The sequence below is a fragment of the Methylicorpusculum oleiharenae genome (genome assembly GCF_009828925.2).
In the GTDB taxonomy this organism is placed as follows: domain Bacteria; phylum Pseudomonadota; class Gammaproteobacteria; order Methylococcales; family Methylomonadaceae; genus Methylicorpusculum; species Methylicorpusculum oleiharenae.
In genome coordinates this window covers 92,748-107,764 of record NZ_WUTY02000001.1, presented here as the reverse complement: position 1 = coordinate 107,764, position 15,017 = coordinate 92,748, and the positions used below count along the sequence as shown (strand labels likewise).

Genomic DNA, 15,017 nt, shown 5'->3' with positions numbered 1-15,017 from the left:
TTTTGACGAACATAGATGGCAAATGGAATCATCCTTTTATATTTTGGGAGAACGATGCGAGTATTGAATAGACTATCTCTAGGATTACCGGTAATAAACACCATTACAGGTTTTCTTTCAATCGTTGCGTTGAGTGCAATGCTCGTCGTTAGTCCAGAGACGCAGGCGAGTTTCGTCCGTTGGGAGCTCAACAACGCAAAATTCGATGATGGAACTGAATTGACGGGTTGGTTTCTTTTGGAACCACTCGACCCCGATGGAAATTCCTCAAATTTTATTGATTTCGATATCAAGTCCCGCAATGGACCATATGGTATGACTGGTTATGAATACACACCAGCATCAGTGACATACGCCGGGCAAGGTGGAGGAGGTGTAATATTGGAAATATCAGAAGGATATTTGGCATTCGGATCAGGAGTGGCATTCACGCAAGCGGGAGGTTTGGTCCCTTTCAATCCCGGCGTTTACTCCGACCCCCAATGGGCTTTACACGGGTCTTATGAAATAAGGGGTGGCGCAACCACTTTGGAACAAGCTGGCACACCGCTCCTGCGTGTTCTCACTACAGGTTCCGCAATTGGTGTGTTGGTCGTGCCGGTACCAGTACCGGCATCCGCTCTATTTTTTCTGGTGGGTTTTGCTCTATTACTGTGTATTCAACGGCAGCCTGGACTCCTTGCCTTTACGAGATAATCTATGGGATATTCTCGTTTTATTGCCAAGTCGCAAAATGCCAATATTCTTCAAAGCCATGGCGGATTGCCTGTCGGCGAATCCCCCTCACTTATAGGCCATTTTTAAATCCCGAATCTTTTTTGTCCGGATTAACCTCATACCTGCCAAGCCCAAACCGAAAAGCGTTAAGCTACTTGGAAGAGGAACGGGTTTTATGGATACTACTCCGATACTATCACCATCTCCGCCAGCTGTCGTGAGGTCAAACCAGTAAAACGCTGTGGGGTCGGCTGGAGTTGCACCATCTAAAGTGAAGTTACCAATGTCGTCACCTGGAATACCTGTATCACAGTACAATACGCCAAAAAGACAGCCATTGCTAAGCGATTGACCAATTAATTCAGTGCCAAAATCAAGGCGGCTTGGTGAATAAAACCAAATGGAATTGAAGTCACTCAGCCCAAAAGTTCCATTGCCAATTGATGCGCCGGATATGGTTATGCCTAGATCGGAAATGGCTGAGCGAGGCAGATTAAAGCCGCCTTGGGGATTGGTTATTTCCAATAACGAGGCGTCGAAAGTAATAAACCCTTTAGCCGTTATTGGTGGACTTCCCCATTTAATATCTAGAGTTATTAATGTTGCATATGCAGTTTTGATTGTGCCAATTGAAACGATAATTGCAAAACAAATTAACTTAACTTAACTAGATTCTTCATGTGGAACTCCAAAGAAACAAAAATTTAACAGGAAAACATCCCATAAAGGAATTCGTAGTCAGTAGGATGCGGTGAGGCACGAACCGCATCAATCGCATACGACGCGGTTTCTGCGCACACCGCAATTCTACAAAAAAAGGCCACTGATCGGCAGCAAGTGTGACATATACCGACCGTTATTAATATCGCACATTTACCCGATTAGCTAAACCCAGGCGACTCAAAAAAGCCCAAATAAGCTGATCCTGATTTTGGGTTTAATCAGAAAAATTCCAAATTTTTGCTTTGATTAAATCTCTTAAAAACAACCCCAAAAAAACCGGATTGGTCATCAAATAGCGTTTTATCAATCGGTGATCCTGGAGCATGCGATAGACCCATTCCAAACCTGTCTTTTGCATCCAGACAGGCGCACGTTTGACATGGCCCGAATGAAAATCGAAAGCAGCGCCCACGCCGACCTGTACCGGAACATTGACACGGGCAAGATGCGCAGCAATCCATTTTTCTTGCTTGGGTGCGCCTAACCCGACCCATAAAAAATGTGGTTGCAGGTTATTGATCATCTCAATCAAATCGGCTCTTCCTGTTCGGACAATGCTTTGAAAGGGGGAGAATGCCAGCCCACGATTTCAACATCGGGAAAGCGCTCCCGCATCTTGCTAACCAAATCAATCAGTACGGCGTCTTTACCGCCCAGAAAAAAATGCCGCCAGCCTTTGCTCCGGCCTTCGTCCAGACAGCGCAGCATTAACTCGGGACCGCAGACCCGATCTTTAAGGTTAGCGTTGTACATACAATTTGGTGGACCAAACCAGCGGTAATTCGTCGATTGTTATCAAGGCTTTAACGAACAGGGACTGGTATTTTCAGCTACGAGTATGAGAAAAAAAGCGGTCGCCTAACGCAAAGAAAAATAAGCTCAAAAAACACAACCCGATGTAAAAATCGATAAGCAGTAGGGCGTTTTCGCGATAGAAAAACGCCAGTGTTCTTCAACGCCTTACCGGGTTAGTCTTTCTCAAGCAATTCTAAGCCTCGCGCCAAGTTTCCACGACCTCTTTCCGCTCTAATTAAAAAACGAGTTTCAGCATCCAGCTCAGCGAGCATCAAAGTGGCCATTTCGTCGATCAGACGGTTGACGCTGGTGCCACGCTGATGAGCCACCTCTTTAAGGCGACGGTACTTGTCATCGGGGAGTCTTACGGTCAGTGCTGTCATGCTGCTATTTCCTTCAAAAATGCTTCAGGTGTCAGTACAGTCAAATGCGGAAAATTCAATTCCATTCTGGATAGATCACGAAGATTGCGAGTTACTATAAATTGTGCATTACCGGCAACCGCTAGCTCGACCAAATGATTATCACCCTCGTCAATTAGATTCGGCCGCCAGCCATAATAGATTCGCGTCCACTGACAAATCGAGAGGAAAATATCCAGAAGCTCATTACGCTCTTCAGCACTCAGACGACTACGGTGAAATAACGTTGTCCGGGCCAGTACATCTTCGTACTCGTTAAATAATGCCGTGCCCATCAAAGGAATGGCCTGACCTCGTAAACACGCAGCGATCACCGAGTTAGCAGAGCCTTGGCTTAAACAGACAGCCAAAAAAATATTGGTATCTACGACAATTTTCATCAGTATGCGGTAGCATAGCTGCAACCACTTAGCTTAGCAATGACATGATTCAATGTCGGAGGACAATCACCTATCAGTCACGTAAAAAGGCAGGTTTCGATATTGACTGACAGCTTAGTATTTATTAGTTCGCCGACAACCCGGATTTGGACTGCATGTCGCTTACCCTCTGTTTCTGGACAGTTGTCGTCAACCCGTAAGTGACAGATTTGTTAGGTGTATTCGTCGATAGTCATTACACCTGGATGGCTTGATTTGGGAATCGTCCTTCCTCATGGGTTTGCTTCACTGTGTTACGCAAAACTACCCTGTATTTCAACAATTCACGCGTACAAAGTCAGTAGGATGCGGAAAGGTACGAACCGCATCAATCGCGATAACTCCAGTCGGAGCAAAAAAGCCAAAATGAGCTGTTCTTGATCTTTGGGGTTAATTAGAAAAATTCCAAATTTTTGCTTTGATGAAATCTCTTAAAAACAACGCCAAAAATACCGGATTGGTCATCAAATAGCGTTTAATCAACCGGCGATCCTGGAGCATGCGATAGACCTATTTCAAGCCCGTCTTTTGCATCCAGACAGGTGCACGATTGACATGACCCGTATGAAAATCATAAGCGGCACCCACGTCGACCTGTGCCGGAACATTGACACGAGCAAGATGCGCAGCAATCCATTTTTCTTGCTTGGGAGCGCCTATTCCGACCCATAAAAAATGTGGTTGCAGGTTATTGATCATCTCAATCAAATCGGCTCTTCCTGTTCGGACAATGCTTTGAAAGGGAGAGAATGCCAGGAAATTAAGCCAAACAACACAACCCGATGTAAAAATCGATAACCGGTAGGGCGTTTTCGCGATAGCAAAACGCCAACATTCTTCAAAGCCATGGCGGATTGTCTGGTGGCGAATCCGCCTTACCGGGTTAACGAAGCGGGCGTTCAATAACACCACTTCGTGGCCCAAGGCTGTAAACTCCCTAGCCCAATGATGCGCTCCACCACACGCTTCCATCGCGATCAAGCTCACGGGCAGCTGTGCGATAAACGCCAACAACTCAGACCGCTTCAACTTCCTTTTCACGGCTTTGCCATCTTTCATCGAGAACAAATGAAATACTTGCTTTGCAATATCCAAACCCATTACGTTACGATTCATGACAGGCACCTCTTTCTTCCGGTTAAATTAGTCGGTGCATTTTGACACCATTTAGGGGTGAGGAGGAGTCCATATCATCATCCTATATTACTCCCTTTTGACTCTAAAACCGTTTCGAAAAAGCGAAAAAGGGGTCAGGTTTAATTCATGCATGAAAAGTAACCTGCTTTTTTTTGGCGCTGTCTTTCCGCCAGATAAAACTGTCGTTGTTGAGGTAATGGCTTTGCTCTCTGAGAATCAAGCCTAATCCGTGCGAGATGAGACGTCCCAGTCGTGACTCGTAGATGCAGATACTTGCTAAAAAAGAAGGAATGCAGATATAGTGCAAACTGATGTGCGCGAAGGATATGGCTTCAATGAAATACGACTGGGATAAAAACAAAGCGGTAGCAAATTTGTCAAAGCATGGGGTTTATTTTGAAGAGGCAAAAACAGTTTTTGATGATCCATTGTATGTAGATTTCTATGACCCTGACCATTCCTTCGGAGAACACCGTTTTATCCTGTTGGGTGAATCGGCCCAGGGGAGACTATTGTTTGTTTCCTATATGGAGCGTAACAATAGCATTCGATTAATCAGTGCTAGAGAAGCAACGCTATCGGAGCGGAAAGCCTATGAACAAGAGTGAAATAGAAGATGAATTACGGCCCGAGTATGATTTACAAAACTTACAAGTAAGGAAACTGGGGCCGGGGCGCAAAAGGTTTTGTGATACCGTTCGTTTAGAGCCTGACGTGATCGCTGCGTTTCCAAATGCCGAAGCCGTTAATGAAGCATTACGTTATCTCATTGAGGTAGCCAAGCGTACAAACAGCCTAACCCAACGCTCCGGCGAACTCCGCTAACGCTTCGCCTCTGAGCATTACATTAACGTCTGTTGTTGAGGCTAATCCAGACACCTGAACAGCAACTGCTGACAGTCAAAAATTGGCCGATTGGGCGAGGTCGCCAATGGCTGCTTTCTGGCTATCCAGTCCGCAAAATCCCGATTAGGCTGACTGTCCGATTTGGAGAACTGCGTCCGGCTGGTTTGAGTCGATCACCACTTGCGATCTTCTCGAAAATTGTCGGTTCGAATGTCGGTATACAGCATTTGAACATTCGATAAAGCCATGGCGGATTGTCAGTTGGCGAATCCGCCTCACCGGGTTGGCGTACCAAACCAGCGGTAATTCGTCCATTGTTACCAAGGCTTTGTCGAACAAGGACCTAGGAGCACAAGACACAAAGCGGTCGCCTAACACAAAGAAATTAAGCCAAATAACACAACTTGATGTAAAAATCGATAAGCGGTAGGGCGTTTTCGCGACTGCAAAACGCCAGTGTTCTTCAAAGCCATGGGGGATTGCATTTTGGCAAATCCACCTTACGGGGTTAGGCAAATGTTGGTATTTAATTTTACTCTGACCCCAACCTTCCCTTTTCATACGTTAAATAAGGAATCCAACATGCAGGCTATAGAATTTGAAACAAATATAGAAAATGGCATTGTCCATGTTCCTAAGGAATATCAATCACTGCAAAAGGCAAGTAAAGCTAGAATAATTATTTTAGTTGACAATACCTCAGAATCACCAACTACCCAGCCGAGACGCCGTCCGCATCCGGACATAGCCGGAAAATTGCAAATTCTAGGGGATATTATTTCGTCAGCGCCTGAAACAGATTGGAATTTGCCAAAATGATTTTTGGATACTCACATCTGGCTGTGGTGGGTCAATGATGAGACGAATTCGTTGAAAGCCCAATGGATGGAACTCATCAATAACACCTCTGAGGTGGGTGTGTCAGCGATTAGTTGTTTTGAAGTTGCATGGCTACAGCGGCATGACCGACTTATATTGCCGGAACCAACCCTCATTTGGCTTGATAAGGCGTTAAGCGGATCGAATATTACTTTAGTGCCCATTACAGCCGAAATTGCTTGCGCAGCAGTCGATTTATCCGAACATCATAGCGACCCGCAAGACCGTATCATCATCGCCACAGCACTTATGACAGACAGCCAGTTAATATCTGCAGATCGCAAATTTCCTCTTTATGCAGAATTAACAGGAAAACTCGTCAATTAATGGATCTTCGGGCCGAACGCCTACTCGATGCGCCGACGCTTTCAGCTATCTTTGATCAACACTAAAGAGATACATAGAAGAAGTATTATTTTAATGTCTGTGCGCCTTTTAATGGATGATGCAAAAATCAAGACCTGACCCCGATCTTTTTCCTTTTTCATCCGCGCAGATCGCGAAGAGCGCGCGAAACGTCTCGGTATTACATCTAAACTATGACGGTATTTTAGTATGTTGGCGCCGATTGAAAATTACACTGAGAATTTCATCTCGCCAGATCTTATACCGATAGTCGGAATTAACTCAAGCAAAAATCTGAAACTCAGTAGCCACAGCAATTGGCCGGACTTGATTTTTCTCGCGCCGCATTTCCACTAACCCATAATTCGACATGGTTTTCAAGGTACGAGACAGATTGCTTGGTTTTCTACCGGTAATCACCGCCAGAGATGAAATTGACTCCGGATGGGTTTCCTGAATGATTTTCAGCAGCGCCCGGTTGTCATCGCTCAAAATCTCGGCCAAAGAACGCATTGAGGTGAACCAAATTTTGGGCTCTGAAGGTTTTGGCTTGTATTCACCTTTGGCAATAGCCAGAACCCGTTCCCGCATTTTTTCCTGTGACAGAATGCCAATCATAACTTTACTCATAGTTTTCTAAGTTCCTCCAATACCCGATCAACCTCTGCGAAGAAGTTCATTAAAAGTTGATACGCATTTTGAAATTCATAAGGCACGCCTTGGTCGCTAATATGCCGGTGTTTGTGGTCATAGGGTAAACGTTGTCCAGCGAATTTGAATTTTTTCGGCGGTTTCACAGCATGAGCATTGTCATAGCCAAGAATCCGCTTGCCATAGGGTTCATGTAAGGTCAGCGAGTACCGTATACCATGCGGAATTTGCTTGGTTGACGTCACTCGTCTGGCCTCAATTTTGATCCAATAGCCATTTCCCTGATCAAGAATCTGTTGATCAAGTTCCAAAAGCGTATCTATTCCTGACTCTTTGTGCACAGTTAATCATATCATCCGATGATAAGGTGCGTCTAAACATATGCTAGAGCTGCATTCTTAGCAAACATTCAAAGTCGATGTTTTCAAGTAAGAACGGGGTCATGCAATCGAGTATTCGGCCTGCATGACGCTCAGCCTTGATATGCTAAAATTAATAACTCAGATTATCGGGCCGCTCCTCCTTTTTTTGCGGTAAATGGATAGTCTGCTATGTGTTTAATTTCTGTCACAAAAACTACGCAGCAGTCCGCTTTTGGCCGCTATGTTAAGCTTAACATAGCGACCCAAAGCCGTCTTTGACAGAAATTGTTTGGTTGACTGGTCATTGGCAAGCAGCAGACGTTCGCTAGATAACAAGAAACCGTGCAATCAGTCTATATCGGGCTCTTGCCCTTTAAGAAAAATCGATTTATCCTTTAAGAAAACAGTTTTTCTTAAAGGATAAAGTATGAGCAACAAAGAGCGCGGTGAGCAAATTCGACGCCAAATTATTAGGGACGTCAGGCATCATCCCATTGATATTGCAAAACATATTGCAACTATCTTCTCGATAAGCGCACAAGCAGTCAACAACCACATAAAACGCTTAGAAACCGAAGGCTGGTTAAACTCGAGCGGCACCGGTAAAGGAAAAAGATATTTTCTTGGCGACTTAAGACAATATAAGTCTCTATTTCCTCTGACCGAAGGCTTCACAGAGGATAGCGTCTGGCGAGATTATTACGCTTTCGTATTTGACGGTTTGCCTGAAAACATCGTCGACATATGCCATTACGGTTTTACCGAAATGGTCAATAACGTCATCGACCACTCGGGCGGAGAACAAGTTTATATATCCGTTGTACGGGACAAAGAAAAAATAGTCATCGCTGTCGTTGACGACGGTGAAGGTATTTTTAGGAAAATTAAACGGCTGTGCGATTTAAGTGACGAACGACAAGCCCTATTCGAATTGTCCAAAGGCAAGCTGACCACCGATCCCGACAATCATACCGGCGAAGGCATTTTCTTTACATCGAGAGTATTCGACGAGTTTGAAATCGAATCGTGTGGAATCAGGTTTAGTCACGACGACACATTCGATTTCGATTTTATTCTCGAGTTGTCTATTTCTAGAGATAAAGACGGTACAGTGGTCTATATGCTTATTAAGCTGGATTCGACGCGCCAGATTCAAGCGGTGTTCGACGACTATGCTGGACCAGACGAATTTCAATTCAACAAAACCATCATTCCTGTTCGCTTAGCCCAATACGGTAATGAAAAACTTGTATCCAGGTCTCAAGCGAAACGATTACTGGCACGGGTAGAACGCTTTCATTACGTTATTTTTGACTTTGAGGGTGTGTTGGCTATCGGCCAAGCTTTTGCCGATGAAATTTTCCGTGTCTATGCACAAGCTCATCCAGAAATAACATTACTGCCCGACAACATGGAACCCAATGTTGATAAGATGGTTTCTAGGGCTATTGCGTCGAGGTAAGTCAATCAACCTGTAAGTCACCCAGATACTATTACCCAAGTTAAGCGGAAATGACGTTGGGTCAGGGCATTTCAGAATCGCATCAACAATTGCTACTGTGTTTTTTCAGGTTGGGTTGTTTGTTGCGTGCGCTTATTTGGGTTTGGGTATGTTTTCTTGACCTAACGCTGGCCGCAGTCGGTTTGTAGATTGGTTTTGTGTCTCTCGCCTAGGAGCCTGTCCGAGAACTCGACAATTGAAATTTTTAACACAATATATAGTGTCAGTTATGACTAAAAAACTATATGCTGTGTCTGTTTTTTCATAACTTGTATTCTCGGACAGGCTCCTAGTTAGTTCTGCCTAAAAATAAGCGCGTTATGACATAAAGCTGCCATTCCAAAATCAAACTCGTCCGGCAGGTATTGGCCGCTATGTTAATCTACAAATAGCGACCCCTATGTGTAGTTCCAAACTATGTGCAGATCGTTAATATCATCTGGATGAGAGGTAGAGTTGACATGGGATACGGTCAATATGAATAATTTTTAGCTTCACATAGTTTTGCCTGTGATCCTGTAGTAATAACTCAGTGGCAACAGGGCTTCTAATGCATCACGTTCCGCGTCACTAAGCTATTTCAGAGCCAATTGGCACCCTAACTCGAGATTTCATGACAACCGCAATGTATCAAAGTGCTGGAATCATCGATTAGCCGATGTTATGCAAACGATGGCAAGTTGATGATATATCTTCAAGCATTGAAATTATGTGCAGTTTCACTCGGTCATATGCAACTGACACCAAGGGCTGAGCCACAAAGTAAATTCGCAAATACACATAGTTTGGATCTACACATAGTGGCCGAAGTGACTCAGTGATAATGCTAATTTGCTCACCGAATACCGGACACCCGGTTGGACCACAGAATGCCTTAACTATTGAAATTAGATAGTGACATCGACCGGCGGGTTTTGGACGATTGGGTGTGGTCGCCAATGGCTGGTTTGGAGACCTCCACTCCGCAGAATCTGGATTGGCTGAATGGCCGCTTTGGAGAAACGCGAGTGTCAAAAATGGGTCGGTTGAACTCAGTGACGAACGGCCGCTTTCAGGTATCGGAATTCAATGACAGCTTTCCGGCGATGAATCTGAAGAGAAGACGGTCGCCATGCAACCTCAAGTTGACGTTCGAAGCTTTGCGCTCAATGTCGGCAGGTATTAATTAACTGTCATTCAACGTCGCAAACGGAGCGTAGGGAATTTTCATCCGAATAAATTTGCTTTGTTAGATTGAAGCACCAAGTCTAACCTCATTCATTTTGTTACCTGCTTGATCAGTCCGTTTTTGAAGGAGGGATCAAGCCTGTAAATCGCTTCTAAAATCATACAAAGTATTGTATAATTTAGCTTATGACAAACACCAAAACCGTCGAATTTAGAGGCCGGTCGCTAGAAGATCTGCGCACTTTTCCGCTGTCAGCGCGACGTGAAGCAGGATTTCAAATCGACAAAGTGCAGCACGGCCAGGAGCCGGACGATTGGAAACCGATGAATACGGTCGGCCAGGGCGTGAAGGAAATCAGGATTCGTGATTCAGCCGGAGCATTCCGGGTGCTGTATGTCGCAAAGTTTGCCGATGCGGTGTATGTGCTGCATTGCTTCCAGAAGAAAACGGAAAAGACCAGCACAACCGACCTGGACTTAGCCACCAAACGATATTTAGAGTTAGTAAAGGAGTTGAAGCCATGACCACTCAACGATTTGCCAGCGTATGGGATGCCATCGAGGACACGCCGCAGGAAGCGGAAAACATGAAATTGCGTTCCACACTGATGATGGCCATCAAAAACCACATCACCCGCGCCGATCTCACCCAAGCCGATGCCGCCAAGTTGTTAGGCGTCACTCAACCCCGAGTTTCTGACCTGATGCGTGGCAAAATCAATTTGTTTGGACTGGATGCCCTGGTGAATATGGCTACTGCTGCGGGCTTGCAGGTTGAGATTAAAGTACTGGAAGTGGAAGCAGCCTAAAACCGGAACATTCAGAGATTAAATCCAAAACGATCGACACGAAAAAGAATTGATCAACACACTTAGGCGCCTAGAAACTCTGTCCCCCGTTAGAAATGAAGGAGCTAAATCGACCCATTTTTGCCACTCGCGCTTCTCCAAAGCGGTCATTCAGAGAAATCCAGATCCTGGGGCTACAAAGCAGCCATTGACGACCTCACCCTATCGGCCATTATGTGAAGTTTCCTTTTATGCACATTGTCTTGGTTTCTCATAGTTGACGCTAGGTATATAGCGGATTGAGCAAGGCAGCCAGATAAAAAGCTGATCATAATTTTTGCAAACTGCAGGAGTCGATTTTCTGTAGTTCCATTCAGAAACTAACCCTCAGTACTACAGATAGCTTTTTCTACTTAAATATTGCTTCCAACAGGGAAACAATCACGCGGAATTTATCCATGATGTCGATAAAAAGTGAGAATTCGATACGTCTGATGACATCGACTGGAATAATCGCTGATATTGCTCCCTTTGGGTGTATTTGAAAGCTTGTTTTAAATCATGGAAATTATGCAAAGATTGTGAACGAGGTAGGGGCTTTAAAGACAGCTTACATCATAGTTGCGCCAAAGCCGCTACACATAAAAGGAAACTTCACATAATGGCCGATTGGGTGTGGTCGCCAATGGCTGCTTTCTGGCTATCCAGTCCGCAAAATCCCGATTAGGCTGACTGTCCGGTTTGAAGAACTGCGTCCGGATGGTTTGAGTCGATCACTGCTTGCGATCTTCTCGAAAATTGTCGGTTCGAATGTCAGGTATACAGCATTTAAACATTCTTCAAAGCCATGGCGGATTGCCTGGTGGCGAATCCGGCTTACAGGGTTTGCTCTAAGCGCCCGTCATGCCCGTCGGGAAACGGGCATCCAGTGCCATGGATGGTAAGCTTCGAACTATCCATGTGACCTGGACTCCGGCAATCCCCCGGCATTCCCTGACCGGGGCAGGCTCTGCCGGAATGACGCGTACGAATATATAGCTGAAACATCTTTATAATCAGGACTATTAATGTAAACAAAGTTCTATAACAAGTCTGGACAACCTTATAAAAACTGGGTAACTTCTCACTTTTCAACATTGAATTCCGAATACCTCAATCAATCAACTGATCGGCAGCCGGGGTAGGTTGGGTTGCTGCTTTTTGCAACCCAACATTCAAGGGTATACACGCTTGTTTACCAGATTAGCGAACTCCAGTCGGATCAAAAAAGCCAAAATGAGCTGTTCTTGATCTTTGGGTTTAATTAGAAAAATTCCAAATTTTTGCTTTGATGAAATCTCTTAAAAACAACGCCAAAAAAACCGGATTGGTCATTAAATAGCGTTTTATCAATCGGCGATCCTGAAGCATGCGATAGACCCATTCCAAGCCCATCTTTTGCATCCAGACAGGTGAACGTTTGACATGGCCCGAATGAAAATCGAAAGCGGCACCCACGCCGACTTGTACCGGAACATTGACACGGGCAAGATGCGCAGCAATCCATTTTTCTTGCTTGGGTGCGCCTAACCCGACCCATAAAAAATCCGGTTGCAGGCTATTGATCATCTCAACCAAATCGGCATCTTCCTGTTCAGACAATGCTCTGAAAGGGGGGGAATGCCAGCCCACGATTTCAACATCGGGAAAGCGCTCCCGCATCTTGCTAACCAAATCAATCAGTACGGCGTCTTTACCGCCCAGAAAAAAATGTCGCCAGCCTTTGCTCCGGCCTTCATCCAGACAGCGCAGCATTAACTCGGGCCCACAGACCCGATCTTTAAGGTTAGCGTTATGTACACAATTGGCGTACCAAACCAGCGGTAATCCGTCCATCGTTACCAAAGCTTTTTCGTTGATTGCCTTTAGTTCGCTGTCAGTCCGGCTCAACACTATCGTATGCACATTGGCAATACAGACCTGATGCGCAGTTTTTTCTGCTATCCAATGACTAAAAATATCCAGCGTTAATGAATAATTAAGTAAAGGAAAATCTAAACCGAGTATCGTAACCCTGCTAAGGTTGTGTATTGGATTAATTGGCGTCATGTTTAAAAGAGGTTCAGGCGATGAAATCATGGATAAAAGTTTTGTTGAGTATAACAGTTTTATTTGGCTCAAATGCGGCCCAGGCACTTGAGCTGTATGTAAGTCCAAACGGCCGTGATCAATGGAGTGGCGCCCTGGATCAAGCCAATAGGGAAGAAACAGACGGCCCATTTCAAACGCTATATCGGGCTCAGCAAGAAATTAGAAAACTAAAAGCTAAACGAGTATTACAAGGCCAAACAACCGTCAATATTGCCGGGGGCATTTATTATCTAGACAAACCATTGAGCTTTGATTTGCGAGATTCCGGTCTCAATGAAGCCGTTACGCGTTGGCAGGGCAAAGAAGGCGAAAAAATAACCCTCAGCGGTGGTAAACCATTGACGGACTGTTTGCCCGAGCAAGCATCCGTCTGGTCGTGCTCCGTAAGAGGGTTAAATCTCGGCCCAAGCAAACTTAAGGAAACCGGGAGAATCAAAGGCAGTTTGCCGGGTTTTGAGCTCTTTGTTGATGGGCAAAGAATGCGATTGGCGCGCTGGCCAAATGAAGGGTGGGCTCACATCAAAGTGCCCCTGGATGCAAAAACACAATTCACTACATTTGAAACCATCCCACTTGATGAAAATGGGTTGAGTCAGGCACATGTGCATATTTGGCCGGGTAATGATTGGTTTGATGAATATCTTCCTGTTAAGACGATTGATTTTGGTACCAATAAAATAACCGTAGGTAGCGAGACAGCGTATCCCTTAAAAAGCGGGCACCGGTTTTATTTGCTGAATGTTCAGTCGCAATTGGATGTGCCGGGAGAATGGTTCTACGATCGGGACAAGGAGCGCATTCAGTTTATTCCACCTTTTGGTCAAGCACCGCAAAAGATCAGTGTTTCTGTCCAAAAAAACCTGATGACCGTCGACGGGGCAAAAAACCTGAATTTCAGTAATCTGAGTTTTGAGGAAGCTGTCCACAGTGCCGTGGTCATCACTAAATCAGACAACGTAATACTGGAGAAACTGGAGATAAAAAATGCCGGTGCTAAAGCGATAGAAATCAACGGCGGCCAAAATATTAGTGTTAAAGATGGCTATTTTCATCATTTAGGGCGAGGTGGAATCTTGGCTATAGGCGGCGAAAGAAAAACACTTTATCCGGGCCTACATAGCATAATCAATAACCATTTTTCCCATTTTGCCGAGATAGTCAAAAATTTAGCCGCTGCAATTGATGTTCAAGGTGTAGGACAAATCATTACACATAATTTGATTGAAAATGGCCCTAGCATGGGTATCTTGATTAATGGCAATGAGCATTTGATCGAAAAAAATGAGCTGCATCATTTATGTGAAGAAGCGTCCGATTGCGGTGCCATTTATTCGGGAAGAGACTGGACCTACCGGGGAAATATTATTCGCTATAACAGTTTGCATGATATTTACGGCTATGGCTTGAAAGCTGTGGATATTGCCAAAAATACAGTGGAATATGTTAAATCAAAAGACGTAATTGGTGTCTATTTGGATGATGCCGTGAGCGGTTTTACGATCTATGGCAACCTATTTAATCATGCCGGAACAAAAGCTATTCAACTGGGAGGAGGGCGCGACAACACAATAGAAAACAACGTGTTTATCACCGATGTTTATGCCATTTGGGTCGATAACCGTTGGCCGGATTATAAATGGTCCGAAAATCAGAAAAACCTGAAGGCCATGCCGTATCAAAGCAGTTTATGGCGGGCTAAATATCCTGAATTACAAAGATCCATGAATAATGAAAAGTGGCCCGAGGGTAACCGCATTCAGCGCAATATCATTATAACGACCAAGCCCGATGGTCGATCGCTCAGATATTTTTTGCCGTATGACAATAACATCATTTCGGACAATCTGGTTTGGAGTACCAACGGAGTATTTCGAGTGGATTATCACCTATTGGATAAGCAGGAGAAAAAAACCGGCATGTTGTGGCTGCAATGGCTGGAAGAAGGCATGGAGAGGAACAGCATCAATCAAGACCCTTGTCTCACTCTTACCAATAACACGGTTAAGTTTTGTGATAAGTCACCGGTAAAACGTATTGGTTTTACATCGCTGCCTGCTGATATTGGGTTGATTAAATAGTGACCTTATATTTTTTCGCAGAATGCAGTGGACTGGTCTTGAACGTACTTCCCGATG

The 15,017-nt window shown here is 44.7% G+C and carries 19 protein-coding genes and 1 pseudogene; 10 read left to right on the top strand and 10 right to left on the bottom strand.

Features of this window, described 5'->3' with window-relative positions; all coding sequences use genetic code 11:
* Window positions 1-15 precede the first annotated feature (15 nt).
* Window positions 16-696 carry a hypothetical protein gene (locus GO003_RS00500; protein WP_159656832.1) on the top strand — a complete coding sequence of 227 codons (681 nt, stop codon included), beginning with the start codon at window positions 16-18 and terminating at the stop codon, window positions 694-696.
* Window positions 697-783: 87 nt separating this feature from the next.
* Here the strand turns inward: GO003_RS00500 and GO003_RS00495 are convergent, their stop codons facing one another.
* The 7 genes and pseudogenes from GO003_RS00495 to GO003_RS26765 all read right to left on the bottom strand — a co-directional run.
* A complete protein-coding gene (locus GO003_RS00495) occupies window positions 784-1,242 on the bottom strand; it encodes a PEP-CTERM sorting domain-containing protein (RefSeq protein ID WP_159656834.1) in 459 nt (152 codons plus the stop codon).
* A gap of 412 nt (window positions 1,243-1,654) precedes the next feature.
* The gene (locus GO003_RS26050) at window positions 1,655-1,963 is read right to left on the bottom strand and encodes a WecB/TagA/CpsF family glycosyltransferase (protein WP_269144459.1); all 309 of its coding nucleotides are present in this window, start codon (window positions 1,961-1,963) and stop codon (window positions 1,655-1,657) included.
* A 5-nt stretch (window positions 1,964-1,968) separates the two neighbouring features.
* The gene (locus tag GO003_RS26045; protein ID WP_159656838.1) at window positions 1,969-2,193 is read right to left on the bottom strand and encodes a WecB/TagA/CpsF family glycosyltransferase; all 225 of its coding nucleotides are present in this window, start codon (window positions 2,191-2,193) and stop codon (window positions 1,969-1,971) included.
* 215 nt (window positions 2,194-2,408) lie between these two features.
* Entirely contained in the window at window positions 2,409-2,618 is a 210-nt protein-coding gene (locus GO003_RS00485) for a toxin-antitoxin system HicB family antitoxin (RefSeq protein ID WP_159656840.1), read from the bottom strand.
* Complete coding sequence (locus GO003_RS00480) at window positions 2,615-3,037, bottom strand: putative toxin-antitoxin system toxin component, PIN family (RefSeq protein WP_159656842.1); 423 nt, start codon at window positions 3,035-3,037, stop codon at window positions 2,615-2,617. Before GO003_RS00480 ends, GO003_RS00485 begins: the two co-directional genes overlap by 4 nt.
* Before the next feature lie 549 nt (window positions 3,038-3,586).
* Window positions 3,587-3,784, bottom strand: a complete 198-nt coding sequence (locus GO003_RS26770; protein WP_456238219.1) for a WecB/TagA/CpsF family glycosyltransferase — start codon at window positions 3,782-3,784, stop codon at window positions 3,587-3,589.
* Window positions 3,785-3,955: 171 nt separating this feature from the next.
* Window positions 3,956-4,192, bottom strand: a pseudogene (locus GO003_RS26765) (IS110 family transposase); the annotation flags it as partial.
* A gap of 356 nt (window positions 4,193-4,548) precedes the next feature.
* Here GO003_RS26765 and GO003_RS00470 point away from each other — a divergent pair.
* The 4 genes from GO003_RS00470 to GO003_RS00455 all read left to right on the top strand — a co-directional run bounded on the left by GO003_RS00470 (window position 4,549) and on the right by GO003_RS00455 (window position 6,265).
* Window positions 4,549-4,821 (top strand): BrnT family toxin, encoded by a 273-nt coding sequence (locus tag GO003_RS00470; protein WP_159656846.1) that lies wholly within the window; start codon window positions 4,549-4,551, stop codon window positions 4,819-4,821.
* The gene (locus GO003_RS00465) at window positions 4,808-5,038 is read left to right on the top strand and encodes a hypothetical protein (RefSeq protein ID WP_159656848.1); all 231 of its coding nucleotides are present in this window, start codon (window positions 4,808-4,810) and stop codon (window positions 5,036-5,038) included. The genes GO003_RS00470 and GO003_RS00465 overlap by 14 nt, the downstream gene beginning before the upstream one ends.
* A gap of 537 nt (window positions 5,039-5,575) precedes the next feature.
* Window positions 5,576-5,878 carry a hypothetical protein gene (locus tag GO003_RS00460; protein ID WP_206444679.1) on the top strand — a complete coding sequence of 101 codons (303 nt, stop codon included), beginning with the start codon at window positions 5,576-5,578 and terminating at the stop codon, window positions 5,876-5,878.
* A gap of 3 nt (window positions 5,879-5,881) precedes the next feature.
* On the top strand, window positions 5,882-6,265 hold the full coding sequence (locus GO003_RS00455; protein WP_159656850.1) for a type II toxin-antitoxin system VapC family toxin: 384 nt from the start codon (window positions 5,882-5,884) through the stop codon (window positions 6,263-6,265).
* A 300-nt stretch (window positions 6,266-6,565) separates the two neighbouring features.
* On the opposite strand, the gene GO003_RS00450 is transcribed toward GO003_RS00455, so the two are convergent.
* Complete coding sequence (locus GO003_RS00450) at window positions 6,566-6,913, bottom strand: HVO_A0114 family putative DNA-binding protein (protein WP_159656852.1); 348 nt, start codon at window positions 6,911-6,913, stop codon at window positions 6,566-6,568.
* A complete protein-coding gene (locus tag GO003_RS00445) occupies window positions 6,910-7,275 on the bottom strand; it encodes a toxin-antitoxin system TumE family protein (protein WP_159656854.1) in 366 nt (121 codons plus the stop codon). The genes GO003_RS00450 and GO003_RS00445 overlap by 4 nt, the downstream gene beginning before the upstream one ends.
* Before the next feature lie 448 nt (window positions 7,276-7,723).
* Between GO003_RS00445 and GO003_RS00440 the strand changes: the two genes are divergently transcribed.
* The 4 genes from GO003_RS00440 to GO003_RS00425 all read left to right on the top strand — a co-directional run bounded on the left by GO003_RS00440 (window position 7,724) and on the right by GO003_RS00425 (window position 10,773).
* A complete protein-coding gene (locus GO003_RS00440; RefSeq protein WP_159656856.1) occupies window positions 7,724-8,758 on the top strand; it encodes an STAS-like domain-containing protein in 1,035 nt (344 codons plus the stop codon).
* A gap of 920 nt (window positions 8,759-9,678) precedes the next feature.
* Window positions 9,679-9,966, top strand: a complete 288-nt coding sequence (locus GO003_RS00435) for a hypothetical protein (RefSeq protein ID WP_159656858.1) — start codon at window positions 9,679-9,681, stop codon at window positions 9,964-9,966.
* Window positions 9,967-10,150: 184 nt separating this feature from the next.
* On the top strand, window positions 10,151-10,489 hold the full coding sequence (locus GO003_RS00430; RefSeq protein WP_159656860.1) for a type II toxin-antitoxin system RelE/ParE family toxin: 339 nt from the start codon (window positions 10,151-10,153) through the stop codon (window positions 10,487-10,489).
* The gene (locus tag GO003_RS00425) at window positions 10,486-10,773 is read left to right on the top strand and encodes a helix-turn-helix domain-containing protein (RefSeq protein ID WP_231088742.1); all 288 of its coding nucleotides are present in this window, start codon (window positions 10,486-10,488) and stop codon (window positions 10,771-10,773) included. Before GO003_RS00430 ends, GO003_RS00425 begins: the two co-directional genes overlap by 4 nt.
* Before the next feature lie 1,278 nt (window positions 10,774-12,051).
* On the opposite strand, the gene GO003_RS00420 is transcribed toward GO003_RS00425, so the two are convergent.
* Window positions 12,052-12,840, bottom strand: coding sequence for a WecB/TagA/CpsF family glycosyltransferase (locus GO003_RS00420; RefSeq protein ID WP_159658106.1), 789 nt, complete (start codon window positions 12,838-12,840; stop codon window positions 12,052-12,054).
* Window positions 12,841-12,860: 20 nt separating this feature from the next.
* On the opposite strand from GO003_RS00420, the gene GO003_RS00415 reads away from it, so the two are divergent.
* On the top strand, window positions 12,861-14,960 hold the full coding sequence (locus tag GO003_RS00415) for a right-handed parallel beta-helix repeat-containing protein (RefSeq protein ID WP_159658107.1): 2,100 nt from the start codon (window positions 12,861-12,863) through the stop codon (window positions 14,958-14,960).
* The last annotated feature ends 57 nt before the right edge of the window (window positions 14,961-15,017 follow it).

Coding starts and splice junctions, on each gene's coding strand:
- GO003_RS00500 (WP_159656832.1), top strand. CDS start 16: ATGGCAAATGGAATCATCCTTTTATATTTTGGGAGAACGATGCGAGTA.
- GO003_RS26050 (WP_269144459.1), bottom strand. CDS start 1,963: ATGATCAATAACCTGCAACCACATTTTTTATGGGTCGGGTTAGGCGCA.
- GO003_RS26045 (WP_159656838.1), bottom strand. CDS start 2,193: ATGTACAACGCTAACCTTAAAGATCGGGTCTGCGGTCCCGAGTTAATG.
- GO003_RS00485 (WP_159656840.1), bottom strand. CDS start 2,618: ATGACAGCACTGACCGTAAGACTCCCCGATGACAAGTACCGTCGCCTT.
- GO003_RS00480 (WP_159656842.1), bottom strand. CDS start 3,037: ATGAAAATTGTCGTAGATACCAATATTTTTTTGGCTGTCTGTTTAAGC.
- GO003_RS00470 (WP_159656846.1), top strand. CDS start 4,549: ATGAAATACGACTGGGATAAAAACAAAGCGGTAGCAAATTTGTCAAAG.
- GO003_RS00465 (WP_159656848.1), top strand. CDS start 4,808: ATGAACAAGAGTGAAATAGAAGATGAATTACGGCCCGAGTATGATTTA.
- GO003_RS00460 (WP_206444679.1), top strand. CDS start 5,576: ATGTTGGTATTTAATTTTACTCTGACCCCAACCTTCCCTTTTCATACG.
- GO003_RS00450 (WP_159656852.1), bottom strand. CDS start 6,913: ATGAGTAAAGTTATGATTGGCATTCTGTCACAGGAAAAAATGCGGGAA.
- GO003_RS00440 (WP_159656856.1), top strand. CDS start 7,724: ATGAGCAACAAAGAGCGCGGTGAGCAAATTCGACGCCAAATTATTAGG.
- GO003_RS00430 (WP_159656860.1), top strand. CDS start 10,151: ATGACAAACACCAAAACCGTCGAATTTAGAGGCCGGTCGCTAGAAGAT.
- GO003_RS00425 (WP_231088742.1), top strand. CDS start 10,486: ATGACCACTCAACGATTTGCCAGCGTATGGGATGCCATCGAGGACACG.
- GO003_RS00420 (WP_159658106.1), bottom strand. CDS start 12,840: ATGACGCCAATTAATCCAATACACAACCTTAGCAGGGTTACGATACTC.
- GO003_RS00415 (WP_159658107.1), top strand. CDS start 12,861: ATGAAATCATGGATAAAAGTTTTGTTGAGTATAACAGTTTTATTTGGC.